General features: G+C 74.2%; 13 protein-coding genes. 6 read left to right on the top strand and 7 right to left on the bottom strand.

What is annotated here, in order from left to right; genetic code table 11:
* Positions 1–165: 165 nt before the first annotated feature.
* Positions 166–732 (bottom strand): hypothetical protein, encoded by a 567-nt coding sequence (locus tag ACZ7KX_RS19690; protein WP_470327521.1) that lies wholly within the window; start codon positions 730–732, stop codon positions 166–168.
* Positions 733–759: 27 nt separating this feature from the next.
* Positions 760–2,088 (bottom strand): MFS transporter, encoded by a 1,329-nt coding sequence (locus tag ACZ7KX_RS19695; protein WP_470327522.1) that lies wholly within the window; start codon positions 2,086–2,088, stop codon positions 760–762.
* A 101-nt stretch (positions 2,089–2,189) separates the two neighbouring features.
* Here ACZ7KX_RS19695 and ACZ7KX_RS19700 point away from each other — a divergent pair, with 101 nt between their 5' ends.
* The 3 genes from ACZ7KX_RS19700 to ACZ7KX_RS19710 all read left to right on the top strand — a co-directional run bounded on the left by ACZ7KX_RS19700 (position 2,190) and on the right by ACZ7KX_RS19710 (position 5,500).
* A complete protein-coding gene (locus ACZ7KX_RS19700; protein ID WP_350521008.1) occupies positions 2,190–3,284 on the top strand; it encodes a DUF5937 family protein in 1,095 nt (364 codons plus the stop codon).
* A gap of 144 nt (positions 3,285–3,428) precedes the next feature.
* On the top strand, positions 3,429–4,304 hold the full coding sequence (locus tag ACZ7KX_RS19705) for a PhzF family phenazine biosynthesis protein (protein ID WP_470327523.1): 876 nt from the start codon (positions 3,429–3,431) through the stop codon (positions 4,302–4,304).
* A 248-nt stretch (positions 4,305–4,552) separates the two neighbouring features.
* Positions 4,553–5,500 (top strand): LysR family transcriptional regulator, encoded by a 948-nt coding sequence (locus ACZ7KX_RS19710; protein WP_470327524.1) that lies wholly within the window; start codon positions 4,553–4,555, stop codon positions 5,498–5,500.
* A gap of 44 nt (positions 5,501–5,544) precedes the next feature.
* Here ACZ7KX_RS19710 and ACZ7KX_RS19715 read toward each other — a convergent pair whose 3' ends face one another.
* The 3 genes from ACZ7KX_RS19715 to ACZ7KX_RS19725 form a co-directional block, all read right to left on the bottom strand.
* Complete coding sequence (locus ACZ7KX_RS19715; RefSeq protein ID WP_470327525.1) at positions 5,545–6,759, bottom strand: MFS transporter; 1,215 nt, start codon at positions 6,757–6,759, stop codon at positions 5,545–5,547.
* Positions 6,760–6,921: 162 nt separating this feature from the next.
* Complete coding sequence (locus ACZ7KX_RS19720) at positions 6,922–7,179, bottom strand: ferredoxin (RefSeq protein ID WP_470327526.1); 258 nt, start codon at positions 7,177–7,179, stop codon at positions 6,922–6,924.
* Complete coding sequence (locus ACZ7KX_RS19725; RefSeq protein WP_470327527.1) at positions 7,176–8,396, bottom strand: cytochrome P450; 1,221 nt, start codon at positions 8,394–8,396, stop codon at positions 7,176–7,178. Before ACZ7KX_RS19725 ends, ACZ7KX_RS19720 begins: the two co-directional genes overlap by 4 nt.
* A 649-nt stretch (positions 8,397–9,045) precedes the next feature.
* Between ACZ7KX_RS19725 and ACZ7KX_RS19730 the strand changes: the two genes are divergently transcribed.
* The 3 genes from ACZ7KX_RS19730 (at position 9,046) to ACZ7KX_RS19740 (ending at position 11,258) form a co-directional block, all read left to right on the top strand.
* The gene (locus ACZ7KX_RS19730) at positions 9,046–10,131 is read left to right on the top strand and encodes an S-(hydroxymethyl)mycothiol dehydrogenase (RefSeq protein WP_470327528.1); all 1,086 of its coding nucleotides are present in this window, start codon (positions 9,046–9,048) and stop codon (positions 10,129–10,131) included.
* Positions 10,128–10,763: an MBL fold metallo-hydrolase gene (locus ACZ7KX_RS19735; RefSeq protein WP_470327529.1), complete on the top strand. Its 636-nt coding sequence runs from the start codon at positions 10,128–10,130 to the stop codon at positions 10,761–10,763. Before ACZ7KX_RS19730 ends, ACZ7KX_RS19735 begins: the two co-directional genes overlap by 4 nt.
* A gap of 93 nt (positions 10,764–10,856) precedes the next feature.
* A complete protein-coding gene (locus tag ACZ7KX_RS19740; protein ID WP_350521001.1) occupies positions 10,857–11,258 on the top strand; it encodes a pyridoxamine 5'-phosphate oxidase family protein in 402 nt (133 codons plus the stop codon).
* Positions 11,259–11,324: 66 nt separating this feature from the next.
* On the opposite strand, the gene dnaE is transcribed toward ACZ7KX_RS19740, so the two are convergent.
* Positions 11,325–14,891, bottom strand: a complete 3,567-nt coding sequence (gene dnaE, locus ACZ7KX_RS19745) for a DNA polymerase III subunit alpha (protein ID WP_470327530.1) — start codon at positions 14,889–14,891, stop codon at positions 11,325–11,327.
* 97 nt (positions 14,892–14,988) lie between these two features.
* A complete protein-coding gene (locus ACZ7KX_RS19750; protein ID WP_470327531.1) occupies positions 14,989–15,723 on the bottom strand; it encodes a class I SAM-dependent methyltransferase in 735 nt (244 codons plus the stop codon).
* Positions 15,724–15,734 lie beyond the last annotated feature (11 nt).

Raw genomic sequence — 15,734 nt, forward strand, 5'->3', positions numbered from 1 at the left:
GTGCGGCGCCCGGGTCCGCCCCGGATGCCTGTCCGTGCGGCGCCCGGGTCCGCCCCGGATGCCTGTCCGTGCGGCGCCCGGGTCCGCCCCGGATGCCTGTCCGTGCGGCGCCCGGGTCCGCGGTCGCGGCGGTCCCGCACGGCCCCGTCGCCGGAGGGCGGGACCTCAGGCGCGGGTCCAGAGCGTGAGGTCGCTGCTGGTGGCCACCGCGAGGGTCCGGCCGGTGGGGGAGAAGCCCGCGGCGCGCAGGGTGGACCAGCTGGAGTCGAAGACCTGCCACCAGCTCTCGCCGTGCTCGCCCTGCCACGGCCCGCGGCCGGTCGCGAGCAGCACCCGTTGGTGCGGCCACTCCGGGGCGGCGACCTCGACGTGCCAGCCGCCCTCGGCGTCGGTGTGCAGGCCGCCGCCCCACGTCCCGGCCACCGGGATCCGCACGTCGGTGACCTGGCCGAGCCCGGGGCAGCAGAGGTCCGGGCCGTCCGGGTCCTCGGCCGGGTCGTGGTCGCGCGCCAGCTTGAGGCCCGTCACGGCGTCGAACAGGCCGTGCCCGCCGTGCGACACGGTCAGCACCAGGTCGTGCCCGCTCTCCGGGTGGACGGCGAAACCGATGCCGAGCAGCCCGCCGACCGGGATCGTCCCCCGGCCGACCGGCCGCCACGGCTCCGGCGGCGCGGTCACCGAGGCGGCCAGGATCCGGTCGCGCAGGTGCTGCTGGTACGGGCTCAGGGCCATGGAGCCGATCATCCCACCGGGCCGGTGCTACTGCGCCGGGCCCAGCCGCAGCACCGCCAGCGCCCCCAGCGCGGTGGCGGCGGCCAGCGGCAGCCACAGCGCGCCCGGACCGGCGGCGAGCAGTGCCGTCACCACGGCCGGCGCGGCCGCCCGGCCCACGCCCATCGACAGCTCCCAGCGGGCCAGCGAGCGCCCGAGCAGGTGCGGCGGGGCGACGGCCGCCACCAGCGCCGTACCCGAGCCGGTGTAGAGGATCTCGCCCAGCGTGTACAGCACCGAGACCACCGCTATGCCCGCCGCGCCCGGCGTGCCGCCCAGCGCCCCGGCCGCCCAGAAGCCCAGGTACGAGAGCGCCAGCAGGGCGCCCGAGGCCGCCAGCACGGCCCGCCGCGAACGGTCCGCCAGCCGCAGCACCAGCGCCAGCTGCAGGGCGATCACCAGCACCGTGTTGCCCACGAACAGGCCCGAGGACCAGGCCGGGGAGGCGTGCAGCTGCAGCACCAGGAGCGCGGGCAGCGCCACCTCCAGCACGTCGAAGCAGAACGCGTACGGCAGGTTGGCCAGGCTCAGCAGGCTGATCCGGCGCAGCGGTGCGCGCTGCTCCCCGGCGTCGGCGTCGGCGTCGGCGTGGGCGTGGGCGTGGGCGTGGGCGTCGGCCCGTACGGCCCTGTGCGGCGCCTCCCGGCGCGCCCGTACCCGCAGCGAGCCCACCAGCGCGGCGGCGACCAGGCAGGCCACCGCCGTCACCCCGGCCAGCAGCCGGATCGCGCCCGCGCCGCCGCTCACCGCCACGGTGGCCAGCAGCGCGCCCAGGCCCAGCCCCGCGTTGCGCACCGACCGCCCGGCGGCGAGCGCCGCGTCCCGCAGCCGACCCTCCGTCAGGGTGCTCACCACCGCCGCGTGCGTGGTCGGCCAGGACTGGCTGCCCACCCCGAACAGCACCGCCGCGGCCGTGAACACCGGCAGGCCGTCCGCGAGCAGCAGCGTCAGTGCGCCCGCCGCCCGCAGCAGCAGGGTCACGGCCGCGGGGAGGGTCCGGGCGCCGCGGTCGATCCAGCGGCCGGTCAGCGGCACCACCAGCAGGCCCGCGACCATCCCGGCGGACAGCGCCAGCCCGACCGCCCCCGCGCCCAGGTGCAGCATGCCGATCCCGTACAGCAGCAGGAACGGCCGCAGCATGCCGCCGCCCACCGCGTCCACCGCCAGCGCGGCGGCGTACCGGGGCCCGCCGGCGGCGGTCAGCAGGCTCAGCAGCGCGGACGGGCCGCCGCGACCGGTGCCGACAGGCAGGGCGGGCGGCTCACCGGTGCGGGCGGCGGCGTGGTCGTGGACGGACTTCTCCTGGATCAGGCTCATGGCCGGTACCGTCCGTCCTGGCCGGGCCGCCTGGCACGTGGATTGACGGTTCCCGTCAATCGGCGGCAGGCGTCACCGGATCGGGTGACAGGATCTCCTGCGTGAGTGTGACCATCGACATCACCGGACTGTCCGACGAGCGCCTGCTCTTCACGCCCTCCCCGCTGGCCGAGCTGAACGCCATGCTGCACGTCCTCGCCGAGCCTGCGCACCACCCGGCGCTGAGCGGCTGGGCGAGCAGCACCACCGCGGCGATCCCGCCGGAGCTGGCCGAGCGGCTGCTGGAGGCCGACTTCCTCTGGCGTTCCTCGCGCGCCGACTTCCTCGTCCCCGGCCTGCCCGGCGCGACCCTCGCCGAGGAGCTCGACGCCGTCGACCGGCTCGACGACGAGCTGTTCGTGGCCGGCGCCCTCATCACCACCTGCGGCTCCTCGCGGCTCACCTTCCGGAAGACCTCCCCGCTCACCGACCCCGCCGCCAACGAGCGGGCCCGCGAACTCGCCCTCGCCCGCGGCCCCCGGCAGGCCGCCTTCGCCGACCGGCTGCTCGCCGACCCGCCCGCCGTGCGGGCGCTGGTACGGCGGATGCTGGAGGACTGCGTGTCCGCGTTCTTCGCCGACGCCTGGCAGCGCGTCCTGCCCGACCTCGCCGCCGACGCCCGGCGCAAGGCCGACCTGCTGGCCCGCCGGGGCCTCGGCGAGACGCTCGCGGCCGTCTCACCCTCCGTCAGCCTCGACCAGGGCGGCGGGCGGCGGCGGATCGTCATCGACAAGCTGCAGGACAGCACCACCAGCGCCGCCGACAAGGGGGGCGTCACCTTCATCCCCACCGCCTTCGGCCGCCCCCACCTCCTGGTCGTCCACGCGCCCGGCTGGCGGCCCGTCCTCCAGTACCCCGTCGCCGAGGCCGGCCTGCCCGAACCGGTCTCGCTCGCCCTCGTCCAGCAGCGCCTGGAGGCACTGGCCCACCCCGTCCGGCTGCGGCTGGCCCGCACCATGGCCCGCGGCCCGCACACCACCGGCGAACTGGCCTCCGCCTGGCAGCTCAGCGCGCCCGAGGTGTCCCGGCACCTGGCGGTGCTGCGGAAGGCGGGGCTGCTGACCACGCAGCGGCGCGGGCGGTACATGCTCTACCAGCTCGACCTGGCGGGCAGCGCCCGTCTCGGTTCGGACTTCCTGGAGGCGGTCCTGCGGTGACCGGGCCGGACGGCGACGGAGGCCGGGCCGGAGCGGCGACGGGGCGAGCGGGAGCAGCGGCCGGGCAGGAACGGTGACCGGGCGAGCGGGAACAAACGCCGGGCGGACGGGAACAGCAGCCGGGCGGAACGCGTTCGTCCGGGCATGACCGACGACGCTGCAGTCTCCGCCGCCCCCTCGCCCGAGATCCTCCGCTACGCCGCCTTCGCCACCCGCCCCGAGGGCGGCAACCCGGCCGGCGTGGTGCTCGACGCCACCGGGCTGACCGACCGCCGGATGCTCGCCATCGCCGCCGAGCTCGGGTACTCCGAGACCGCCTTCCTCACCGCCGGACCGGCCGAAGGGGCTTACCGCGTACGGTACTTCAGCCCGCTGGCCGAGGTGCCGTTCTGCGGGCACGCGACGGTCGCCTCCGCCGTCGCGCTCGCCGAGCGCACCGGCCCCGGGCGGTACGTCTTCGCGACGGCGGCCGGGGACGTCCCGGTCGAGGTCGAGCGCGGCGCCGACGGGCTGCTGCGGGCCACGCTCACCAGCGTCGAGCCGAAGGTCGAGGAGGTCACCGCGGCCGACGTCGAGGAGGCGCTCGCCCTGCTCGGCTGGTCCGCCGCCGACCTCGACCCGGCCCTGCCGCCGCGGGTCGCCTACGCCGGTGCCCGGCACCTCGTGCTCGCCACCGCCACCCGCGGCCGACTGGCCCGGCTCGACTACGACTTCGACGGCCTTGCGGCCTACATGCGGGCCCGGGACCTCACCACCCTCCAGCTGGTCTGGCGCGAGGCCCCCGAGGTCTTCCACGTCCGCGACCCGTTCCCCGTCGGCGGCGTGGTCGAGGACCCGGCCACCGGCGCCGCCGCGGCCGCCTTCGGCGCGTACCTGCGGGAGCTGGGCGCGGTGGAGGCCCCGACGGTGCTGACGCTGCACCAGGGCGAGGACCTGGGCCGCCCCGGTGTGCTGCGGGTCGAACTGCGGGCGGAGGACCCGCGGGTGCGGGTCTCGGGTACGGGCGTGGCGATCGGCTGACGCGGCGCGCCGTCAGGGCCAGGTGTGCTGACCTGTGAGGTTGTGGACGCGGCCGGCGGGGGGCTTGCTTGCCTGCGAGTGCGGTGTGTCCGCGGTGGTGATCTGCCGCGAACGAGCAGCCGGGCCGTGACGGTCGATCCCACCCACCGGGGAACGCGTACGAACGCCCGTACCACGAGGGCGATCCGGCCGAGCTGCGCGCCGTCGCGGCCTGCGGCGGGGCGGGCGGCCGGACGTAGACTGCCGGGGTGGAACGACCGACGCCGGGCCCGGGAGGCACCGCGCCCTCCGGGGCCGCCATGCTCCCCGTGCTCCCCGAACTGCCGCTGCAGGAGCTGGAGTGCTTCTCCGTCCTCGTCCACCAGCTGCACTTCGGGCGGACGGCGGAGCGCCTGGGCGTCTCGCAGAGCCGGGTGTCCCAGCTGATCAAGCGTCTGGAGAGCCGGGTCGGCGCCCCGCTGTTCCGGCGGACCAGCCGTCGCGTCGAGTCGACCGAACTGGGGCGGGCGCTGGCCGCACAGGTGGTGCCGGCCTTCGACCGGCTCCGGGACGGCTACGCCGCTGCCCGGGCCGCGGCGGCGACCGTCCGGCCGCTGCGACTGGGCTTCCAGTGCGCCGTGTACGAGCCGGTCGCGCGGGCGATCGCCACCCTGCCGGAGGGCGCGGCCCGGCTGGTCGAACTGCCCTGGGCGGACCCGTTCTCGCACCTCGGCCGGGGCGAGGTCGACCTGGCCATCGTGCTCGCCCCCTGCCGGGAGCCCGGGCTGGAGGTGCTGCTGGAGTTCTCCCGGCAGCCGGTGTGCCTGGCCCTCTCCGCCGCACGGGGCCCGGCCGAGCCGGCCGAGGAGACCGGGGTGAGCGCCGACGAGCTGGCCGCGCTGCCGCTGATCGAGCCGCGCGGCCCGGCCCCCGCGTACTGGCGCGAGGTGAACGCGCCCCGGCGGACGCCCGGCGGTCGGGAGCTGACCTACGCGGCCGGCGCCGGGACCGTCCAGGAGGGCCTGTCGATGGTGGCCGGCACCGGCCGGGGGCTGCTGTTGTGCGAGCGCAGCACCGCGTACGTCCGGCGGCCGGACATCCGCTTCCTGCCGGTGCCCGGGCTGGCGCCGACCACCCTGGAGGTGGTGCAGCGCGAGCGGCGGCCGCACCCGCTGGCGGCCGACCTGGTCGAGCTGCTGGCCGCGCACGTCGACTGAGGCGGCCCGGGGCCCGGGGGTCGCCCAGGCCCGGGGCCCCGCTCTCACTCCGGCCGGCGGGTGCCCGGCCGGGAGAGGAGGGCGAGCAGCAGGCCGGCGGCCGCCAGGCCCCCCGTGGTGAAGAGCACGGCGTGGTTCCCTGCCCGGTCGACGACCAGCCCGCCGGCGAAGGAGCCGAGCGCGATGCTCGCGTTGAACACGCCCGCCCAGAGGGCCGCCGAGGCCTCGATCCCGGCCGGGTCGGCGGTGCGCACCCAGGTCTGGGTGGCGACCGACACCCCGCCGTACGCGGCGCCCCAGACCACCAGGGCGAGCAGCACCGGGCCGACGCCGCCGGTGGCGTACGGCAGCAGGACGGCGGCCAGGGCGACGCCGGCGAGCGCGAGCGCGACGGCGGCCCGCGGGTGGCGCCCGGACAGCGGGCCGAGGGTGAAGTTCCCGGCGACGCCCGCCAGTCCGTACACCAGGAGGCAGGCGGCGATGACGCCGCCGCTCAGGCCCGCGTCGGCTTCGAGGACCGGGCGGACGTAGGTGTAGCCGGTGAAGTGGCCGAGCACGACGAGGGCGGTGATCGCGATGCCGGCGGCGACGCCCCGGTTGCGCAGGGCACCGACGAGGCCGCCCGGCCGGCCGCGCTCACGGCCGGGCAGCGGGGGCAGGGTGGCGGCGAGGACGGCGGCGGAGGCGGCGCCGAGCAGGGCGAGCGCCCAGAACGCGGCGCGCCAGTCGAGCAGTGCGGCGAGCGAGGTGCCCAGTGGGACACCGAGGACCGAGGCGACGGAGACGCCGGAGAAGATCAGCGTCATGGCCAGGGCGCTCCGCGGGCCGTCGGCCAGGCGCGGGCCGATGCTCGCGGCGAGGCCCCACACGATGCCCATCGCGGTGCCGAGCAGGACCCGGCCGACGGCCAGGACCACGAAGTCCGGTGCGAGGGCGGTCAGCGCGTCGGCGACGCCGAGCAGCAGCATGAAGACGACCAGGACGGTCCTGCGGTCGCGCAGCCCGATGAGCGCCGGGGCGAAGGGGGAGAGGACGGCCGCGATGAGGCCGGTGACGGTGAGGGAGAGGCCGGTGACCCCGGCGGAGACGCCGAGGCTGCGGGACATCGGGGTCAGCAGGCCGACCGGCATCATCTCCGAGGAGACCACGGTGAAGGTGGCGAGGGCCACGGCGACGACCGGTGACCAGCGGTGGGCCGGCCCGGGACCGGTCGGTGGGGCAGGGGCTTCGGTGGCGGCAACGGTTTCGGCGTCTGTCATGGAGGCAGCTCACCAGGCGCCGGAAGGGCCGAACAAGATCGATGAGCTCATCGATCCATGAGCCCGGCTCATCGATCGGGGCGCATGGCGGCCCGGCTCCCGGTGGCGCCCGCCGCGCACCCGCCCGAGCGGGACGCGGCGGCGGGCGCCACCGGGGCGGGTTCAGTCCGCCGGGTCGATCCGGTAACCGCCGCGGGCCGAGTGGAGGGTGAGCGCCTCGACCGGGCAGCAGTCCACCGCCTCGGTCAGCCCGTCCGTCAACTCCGCACCGCCGTCGGCGTAGTCGGCCAGCGGCGCGGCCAGTCCGTCCGCGCCGAGGGCCAGCGAGTCGGGCGCGCTGAGGGCGCACATCCCGGAGCCGATGCAGCGGTCCCGGTCGACCCGGACGACGACCGGCTCGGTGTCCGCCGCGCGCGTCACCAGGTCACCTGCAGGGAGTTCGGGCTGCGGGTGAGCAGGCCGCGCCGCCAGTCGATCCGCTCGACCTGGTCGGCCATCTGCAGGGCGGGCAGCCGGCGGGCCAGCCGGTGCAGGGCGAGCTCCAGCTCCATCCGGGCCAGCCACGCGCCCAGGCAGTGGTGCGGCCCGGCCCCGAAGGTGAGCATCGGTGCGGCCAGCGGGGAGAACAGCTCGGTGCGCAGGTCCCCGGTGAAGACCTCCGGGTCCTGGTTGGCGGCGGCGGTGTCGGCGGCGACCACGCTGCCGGCCGGGATGACCACCCCGCCGATCTCCACGTCCTCGACGGTGCGGCGCATCAGTCCGGGCATGTGCTCGTGGGCGTCGCCGAGCGGGACGGCGCGCAGCAGCTGTTCGGTCGCGGCGGCGGCGCTGGCCTCGTCGGAGGCGAGCTGCTGCCAGGCCTCGCGGCCGTCGTGGAGCAGGTAGACCAGGGCGTTGCCGAGGCTGGTCATGGTGGTCTCGTGGCCGGCCACGACCAGGCCGACGACCAGCGCGACCAGCTGTCCCTCGGTGATCGAGCCGTCCTCGGCGGCGGCCGTCAGCAGGCTGCTGACCAGGTCGTCGCCGGGTTCGGCACGGCGTTCGGCGATCACCCCGGCGCCGAAGGCGGAGAACTCGTTCATCGCGGTGACGATCGCCTCGGCCGGGTACGCGGTGGTGGAGAGCGCGTGGTCGCTCCAGTGGGCGAGCCGCTTGGTGTCCAGGTTGTCCAGGCCCATCAGCCGGCTGATCACCGCGACCGGCAGCGGCCGGGTGTAGGCGGCGACGATGTCGGTGGGGGAGCCCTGGTCGATCAGTTCGTCGATGAGCGACTCCACGACCGAGGCGACCCACGGCTTCCAGCGGGCTATCGCGCGCGGGGTGAAGGCCCGCTGGACCGTGCGGCGCAGCCGCTGGTGCTCGGTGCCGTCGATGTTCAGCATGCTCTGCGGGTCGTCCAGGATGTTGGGCGTGACCGTGACCGGCGGCGCGTCCGGCGCGTAGAGCGGGGCGCGGCCCAGGCGCGGGTCCGTCAGCACCTGCCGCACGTCGGCGTGCCGGCTGACCAGCCAGACCGGCGTGCCGGTGGGCAGCGCGGCGAGCCGCGGCGGTCCGGGTTCCAGGTGGCGCAGGCAGTGCAGCGGGGGGAGCGGGGCGGTGCCGGGCCCGGCACCGGTCGCACTGTTCTCGGTGGACATCCGTACTCCAGACTCCAGGGCGGTGGGCCGCTCGGCGCGGCCCGACGGGGGGTGGATCGGAGGATGGTGCGGGGACGGGTGGTGCGGCCGGCTGGCGGCTCGACACGTGCCGGGGCTGGGTAGGGCATCTGCTGCGGGGTGGCGCGAAATGTGCGGGGGCGTACGTTCGGTGCGCGCCGGGCACGGACGGTGCGCGGTGGCGCACCGTCAGGTGGGGCGGGTGTGCTGAGCGTGGTCGCGTGGACCGTCTCAGCTACGACCGTACGTGGGCCGCGGGGCGCCCGTCTGCGGCAGTTCCAGCCAACACCGGTGCTTTCCGGGCGGTTCGAGGCGCGCTGACGAGCGCTCAGCGCCGTCCGTGCGCCCCCGTTCCGGGGCCGTGCCGGGCCGTCGGCGGGCGGTCCCGCGGGTAGGCCCGTGGCATGTGCCGGGTGAAGCACCGTGAGCTGCCGGAACGTCGGGGACATGCCGTCGGCACGTGCGGTGAGGCGAATCACGCCGGATCGCGCCGGATCGCCGACCCGCTCCGCCGGTGGCCGCCGGAGCGGGCGCTACGCTTCGTGGGCAGTGCTTCTGCAGTCCTACTGCAGTCGTGTCGTCGCAGGTCACGCCGGTGCAGAGCCGCACCGGCCGTCGGAGGTGGAATCGGATGGCCCAGCAGGTCAAGGCAGTGATCGCGCGCGCCAAGGGCGCGCCCGTGGAGGTGACCACGATCGTGGTGCCGGACCCCGGTCCGGGTGAGGCGGTGGTCCGGATCCAGGCTTGCGGTGTCTGCCACACGGACCTCCACTACCGGGAGGGCGGAATCAACGACGAGTTCCCGTTCCTGCTGGGCCACGAGGCCGCGGGCGTCGTGGAGTCGGTCGGCGAGGGCGTCACCGAGGTCGCGCCCGGTGACTTCGTGGTCCTCAACTGGCGTGCGGTGTGCGGCCAGTGCCGTGCCTGTCGGCGCGGGCGCCCGCAGTACTGCTTCGACACCCACAACGCCAAGCAGAAGATGACGCTGCTGGACGGCACCGAGCTGTCCCCGGCGCTGGGCATCGGGGCGTTCGCCGAGAAGACCCTGGTCGCGGCCGGCCAGTGCACCAAGGTCGACCCGGCGGCCGAGCCGGCCGTCGCCGGCCTGCTGGGCTGCGGCGTGATGGCGGGCATCGGCGCCGCGATCAACACCGGCAACGTCGGGCGCGGCGACTCGGTCGCCGTCATCGGCTGCGGCGGCGTCGGCGGGGCGGCCGTGATGGGCTCCCGGCTGGCCGGGGCGGCGAAGATCATCGCCGTCGACATCGACGACCGCAAGCTGGCGACCGCCCGTACGCTGGGCGCCACCCACACCGTCAACTCCCGCACCACCGACCCGGTCGAGGCCATCCGCGAGCTGACCGGCGGCAACGGCGCGGACGTCGTCGTCGAGGCGGTCGGCCGGCCCGAGACCTACCAGCAGGCCTTCTACGCCCGCGACCTGGCCGGCACCGTCGTCCTGGTCGGCGTGCCCACCCCGGAGATGCAGCTGGAGCTCCCGCTGCTCGACGTCTTCGGCCGCGGCGGCGCCCTGAAGTCCTCCTGGTACGGCGACTGCCTGCCCTCGCGGGACTTCCCGATGCTCATCGACCTCTACCTCCAGGGCCGCCTGGACCTGCGCGCCTTCGTCACCGAGACGATCGAACTCGACGCGGTGGAGCAGGCCTTCGCGCGCATGCACCAGGGCGACGTGCTCCGCTCGGTGGTGATCCTGTGACCTCCGCCGCCCGTGTCGACCGGCTGGTGACGGCCGGGACCTTCGAGCTCGACGGCGGCAGCTGGGAGGTGGAGAACAACGTCTGGATCGTCGGCGACGACGAGGAGGCGGTGGTGATCGACGCCGCGCACGACGCCGGGGCCATCGAGGCGGCGCTCGCCGGGCGCCGGCTGCGGGCGATCGTCTCCACGCACGCGCACAACGACCACATCGACGCGGCCCCGGCCCTCGCGGCCCGGACCGGTGCGCCGATCCTGCTGCACCCGGACGACCTGCCGCTGTGGAAGCTCACCCACCCCGACCGCCTCCCGGACGGCGAGCTGGCCGACGGGCAGCGGATCGAGGTGGCCGGCACCGGGCTGACCGTCCTGCACACCCCCGGCCACGCCCCGGGCGCCGTCTGCCTGTACGCGCCCGACCTGGGCACCGTCTTCACCGGCGACACCCTCTTCCAGGGCGGCCCGGGCGCGACCGGCCGGTCGTTCTCGCACTTCCCGACCATCATCGACTCGATCCGCGAGCGCCTGCTGACGCTCCCGGCCGACACGGTGGTGCGCACCGGCCACGGCGACCCGACCACCATCGGGGCCGAGGCCCCGGCGCTGCCGGAGTGGATCGACCGCGGGCACTGAGGCGCCGCCCGTACGGCCCCCGGGGACACCGGGGTGCGACGCGAACGGCCCCCGGGGGCTTGATCGTTCCCCGGGGGCCGTACGATCGCGATCATGGCCCATGACCCGCGCGACCTCGACGACGCCATGCTCGCCTTCTGGCGCGAACGGCACATCTCCACCCTGACCACCACCCGCCCGGACGGCACGCCGCACGTGGTGCCGGTCGGCGTCACGTTCGAGCCGGAGACGGCGACCGCCCGGGTGATCACCAGCCGCACCAGCCGCAAGGCGCTCAACGTCGCGGCGGCCGGGCCGCAGGGCCTGCGGGTCGCGGTCTGCCAGGTGGACCGCGCCCGCTGGGCGACCCTGGAGGGCGTCGCGGTCGTCCGCGACGAGCCCGAGCAGGTCGCGGACGCCGAGCGGCGCTACGCCGAGCGCTACCGCCAGCCGCGGGTGAACCCGGACCGGGTGGTCATCGAGATCGCCGTGGACCGGGTCCTCGGCCGCGGCTGAGCCCACGAGATCCGCGCACCGGGACGGCCGTTCTCCTGCCCTGGCAGGACAACGGCCGTCCGCGGTTCAGGCCCGGGTGGCCGCGCCGGCCCAGGCGCGGTTGCCGAGGAGGGTCTTGACGTCCGAGGCGAGGCCGTTGTCGGGGTTCACCCGGAAGCCCAGCTCGTAGAGGGTGCTCTTGTCCCAGTTGGTGGTGAGCAGCCGGATCGGGACGTCGCCGGGGTGGGCCTGGAGGGCGAGCTTGAGTTCGGCGACCACCTCGGGGGTGATCCGGGAGGCCGGGACGGTGATCTGGACGGGCGGTTTGGTGCCGAGCTCGGCGGAGGAGACGTCGAGGGTGGTGATCTCCTGGCCGAAGACGCTCAGCGAGCCGTCGCGCTCGTTGAGGCGGCCGCGGATCGAGATGACGTTGTCCTCGATCATCTGCTCGGCCATCAGGTTGTAGGTCGCGGGGAAGAACAGCACCTCGACCGAGCCGTCGCGGTCGGCGAGGGTGATGATCGCCCACGCGTTGCCGGCCTTGTTGATGCGCCGGTCGACGCCGGTGATCAGGCCGGAGAGGCGGACCTCGCCCTCGGAGCGCCCGGAGCCGAGGAGTTCGGCGATCGAGGTGTCGCGGTTCTGGGAGAGGATGTGCTCGGCGCCGTCGAGCGGGTGGCTGGAGACGTAGAGGCCCAGCATCTCCCGTTCCAGGGCGAGGAGTTGGCGGCGCGGCCACTCGTTGTCGGTGAGCTGGAAGTCCAGGCCGATGGCGGGCCCGCCGTCGGTGCCGTCGTCGAGCGCGCCGAACAGGTCGTCCTGGCCGATGGCCTGCTGCTTCTTCACCCCGGTGACGGCGTCGATGGCGCTCTCGTGCACGGTGCTGAGCGAGAGCCGGGTGTGGCCGAGCGAGTCGAAGGCGCCCGCCTTGACCAGGGAGTCGACGGTGCGCTTGTTGCAGACCACCAGCTCGACCTTGTCCAGGAAGTCCGCGAAGGAGGTGTACTTGCCCTTCTCCGCGCGGGTGCCGACCAGGGACTCGATCACCGGCACGCCGACGTTGCGCACCGCCTTGAGGCCGAAGCGGACGTCGCTGCCGACGGCGGTGAAGTCGACCACCGACTCGTTGACGTCGGGGGAGAGGATCTTGATGCCCATCTGCCGGCACTCGGCCAGGTAGACCGCCATCTTGTCCTTGTCGTCGGCGACCGAGGTGAGCAGCGCGGCCATGTACTCGGCGGGGTAGTTGGCCTTCAGGTAGGCGGTCTGGTACGAGACCAGGCCGTACGCGGCGGAGTGCGACTTGTTGAACGCGTAGCCGGCGAACGGGACCAGGACGTCCCACACCGCCTGGATCGCCTCGTCGGAGTAGCCGCGCTCCTTGCAGCCCGCGTGGAAGGGCACGAACTCCTTCTCCAGCACCTCCTTCTTCTTCTTGCCCATCGCGCGGCGCAGCAGGTCGGCCTGCCCGAGCGAGTAGCCGGCCAGCACCTGGGCGGCTCGCTGGACCTGCTCCTGGTAGACGATCAGGCCGTAGGTGGGGCCGAGGACGTCCTTGAGCGGCTCCTCCAGCTCGGGGTGGATCGGGATGATCTCCTGCTGGGCGTTCTTGCGCAGCGCGTAGTTGGTGTGCGAGTTCATGCCCATCGGGCCGGGCCGGTACAGCGCGGAGACGGCGGAGATGTCGGCGAACTCGGTGGGCTTCATCAGCTTGAGCAGGGCGCGCATGGGGCCGCCGTCGAGCTGGAACACGCCCAGGGTGTCGCCGCGGGCCAGCAGTTGGTACGTGGTGGGGTCGTCGATCGGGATCTTCTCGATGTCGACGTCGATGCCCCGGTTGGCCTTCACGATCTTGATGCAGTGGTCGATGATGCCCAGGTTCCGCAGACCCAGGAAGTCCATCTTGATCAGGCCCATGGCTTCGCACGACGGGTAGTCGAAGCCGGTGATGATCACGCCGTCCTTGTCCCGCATGTGCAGCGGGATCAGGTCGAGCAGCGGGGTCGAGGAGAGGATGACGGCGGCGGCGTGCACGCCGGTGCCGCGGATCAGGCCCTCGATGCCGCGCCCGGTGTCGATGATCTTCTTGACGTCGGGCTCGTTCTGGTAGAGCGCCCGGATCTCGGTGCCCTCGTTGTAGCGGGCGTGCTTCTCGTCGAACAGGTCGGCCAGCGGCACGCCCTTGCCCATGACGTCCGGCGGCATCGCCTTGGTGATCCGGTCGCCCATCGCGAACGGGTAGCCGAGGATCCGGTTGGCGTCCTTCACGGCGGCCTTGGCCTTGATCGTGCCGAAGGTGTTCACCTGGGCCGTGTAGGCGGCGCCGTACTTCTCGGTCACGTAGCGGACCATCTGGTCGCGCTGGCGGTCGTCGAAGTCGATGTCGACGTCCGGGGGGTTGATGCGCTCGGGGTTGAGGAAGCGCTCGAAGAGCAGGTCGTGCTCCAGCGGGTCCAGCTGGGTGATCCCGGTCAGGTAGGCGACCATCGAGCCGGCCGCCGAACCACGGCCCGGGCCGACCGGGATGCCGTTGTCCCGGCCGTACTGGCAGATGTCGGCGACCACGAGGAAGTAGGCGTCGAACCCCATCGGGGTGATCACGCCCATCTCCAGCTCGATCCGGTCCAGCACCTCCTGGCTGGGGCTGTCGCCGTAGCGGTGCTGCAGCCCGATCTCGATCTTCTTGCGCAGGTAGGAGGCCTGGGTCTCGCCCTCGGGCACGTCGAACTGCGGCATCCGGTCGACGTAGGTGAAGACCTCCTCGTACGACTCGACCCGCTCGGCGATCGCGAGGGTGTTGTCGCAGGCCTCCGGCAGCTCGCGGAAGAGCTCGCGCATCTCCTCGGCGGTCTTCACGTAGTAGCCGGTGCCCTGGAACTTGAAGCGGTTCGGGTCGTCCTTGTTCTTGCCCACGCCGACGCAGAGCAGGCTGTCGTGGGCGTCGGCCTGGTCGGCGGTCACGTAGTGGGAGTCGTTGGTGGCCAGCAGCGGGATGTTCAGCTGCTTCGCCAGGCGGAGCAGGTCCTCGCGGACGTCCTTCTCGATGTCTAGGCCGTGGTCCATCAGCTCCAGGAAGTAGTTCTCCTTGCCGAAGATGTCCTGGTAGGCGCCGGCGGCCTTGACCGCCTCCTCGTACTGGCCGAGGCGCAGCCGGGTCTGCACCTCGCCGGAGGGGCAGCCGGTGGTGGCGATGATGCCGGTCGCGTTGGCGGCGATCAGCTCGCGGTCCATCCGGGGCTTCATGTAGTAGCCCTCCATCGACGCGAGCGAGGAGAGCTTGAAGAGGTTGCGCAGACCGGTGGCGTTCTGCGCCCACATGGTCATGTGGGTGTAGCGGCCGCCGCCGGAGACGTCCTTGCCGCCCTCGCCGTCGGCGCCGGTCGGGCGCTGGCCGCCGGGCGACCAGAACACCTGCTTCTTCAGGAAGCGGGAGGCCGGTGCGACGTACGCCTCGATGCCGATGATCGGCTTCACGCCGGTCTTGGCGGCCGCGTGGAAGAACTCGTACGCCCCGAACATGTTGCCGTGGTCGCTCATCGCGATGGCGGGCATGCCCTGTCTCTGCGCCTCGGCGAAGAGCTTCCCGTTCTTCGCCGCACCGTCCAGCATCGAGTACTCGGTGTGGACGTGCAGATGCGCGAAGCTGTCGGACACGGCGCTGTGCTCCTCGGACGGGTGTCGGTCTCGGAAGCGGTCCAGGCTAGCCGGTCGGGCCCGGCGACGCGCCGTGGTAAGGATGATCGGCGGTGGCTCAGGGGCGGCCCGGTCCGGCACCCACGACGAGCCACCGGGCCGGGAGTTCGATCGGCCGGCCGTCGGGGGCGGACTCCGTGGTGGCCAGCGGCAGGTCGCCGGAGGCGAGCACGGTGAGGCCGGCCGTGTGCAGCAGCTCGGTGAGGGCCGCGTCGGCGACCTCGGCGGGGGCGAGGCCGTGCGCGAAGACCGGGCGCAGCTTCGGCGGCGGCCCGGCGGGGTCGTGGGCGAGGTCGGCCAGGACCTTCTTGGCGGCCTCGGCCAGTTCGACCAGGAAGGCCCGGCCGCGTTCGCCGACCAGCGCGGCGACGGCCTCGGCGACCGGTCGGCGGTCGGCCGGCTCGCTCTGGTGGATCACCCCGCGCAGATAGACGTTGGCGTCGCCGAGACGCTCGTGGAGCGCCCGGACGGCGTCGGCGTCGGTGGCGTCCAGCTGGGCGAACTCGGCCCGCCGGGCCGGGTCCCGGCGTCGGGCGTGGTCGAGGGCGGCCACGGACAGGTCGACCCCGAGGACGCGTGCGAAGCGGTCGGCGAGGAAGCGGGTCTGGGTGCCGTTGCCGCATCCCAGGTCGACGAGGGGCAGCTCCGGGTCGGCGAGGTGGGGGCGGAACAGTGCGAGGTGGCGTTCCGCGGTGACGGCCGGTTCGGCGTCCCAGATCACCGCCCCCGGTTCCTCGGGCGCGTCGCGCCAGAAACCCTCCCAGGCGTCCCTGTACCGACTCGTCACGCTCATGGCGGAGACCT

This window comes from Kitasatospora sp. NPDC038210, from assembly GCF_055600605.1.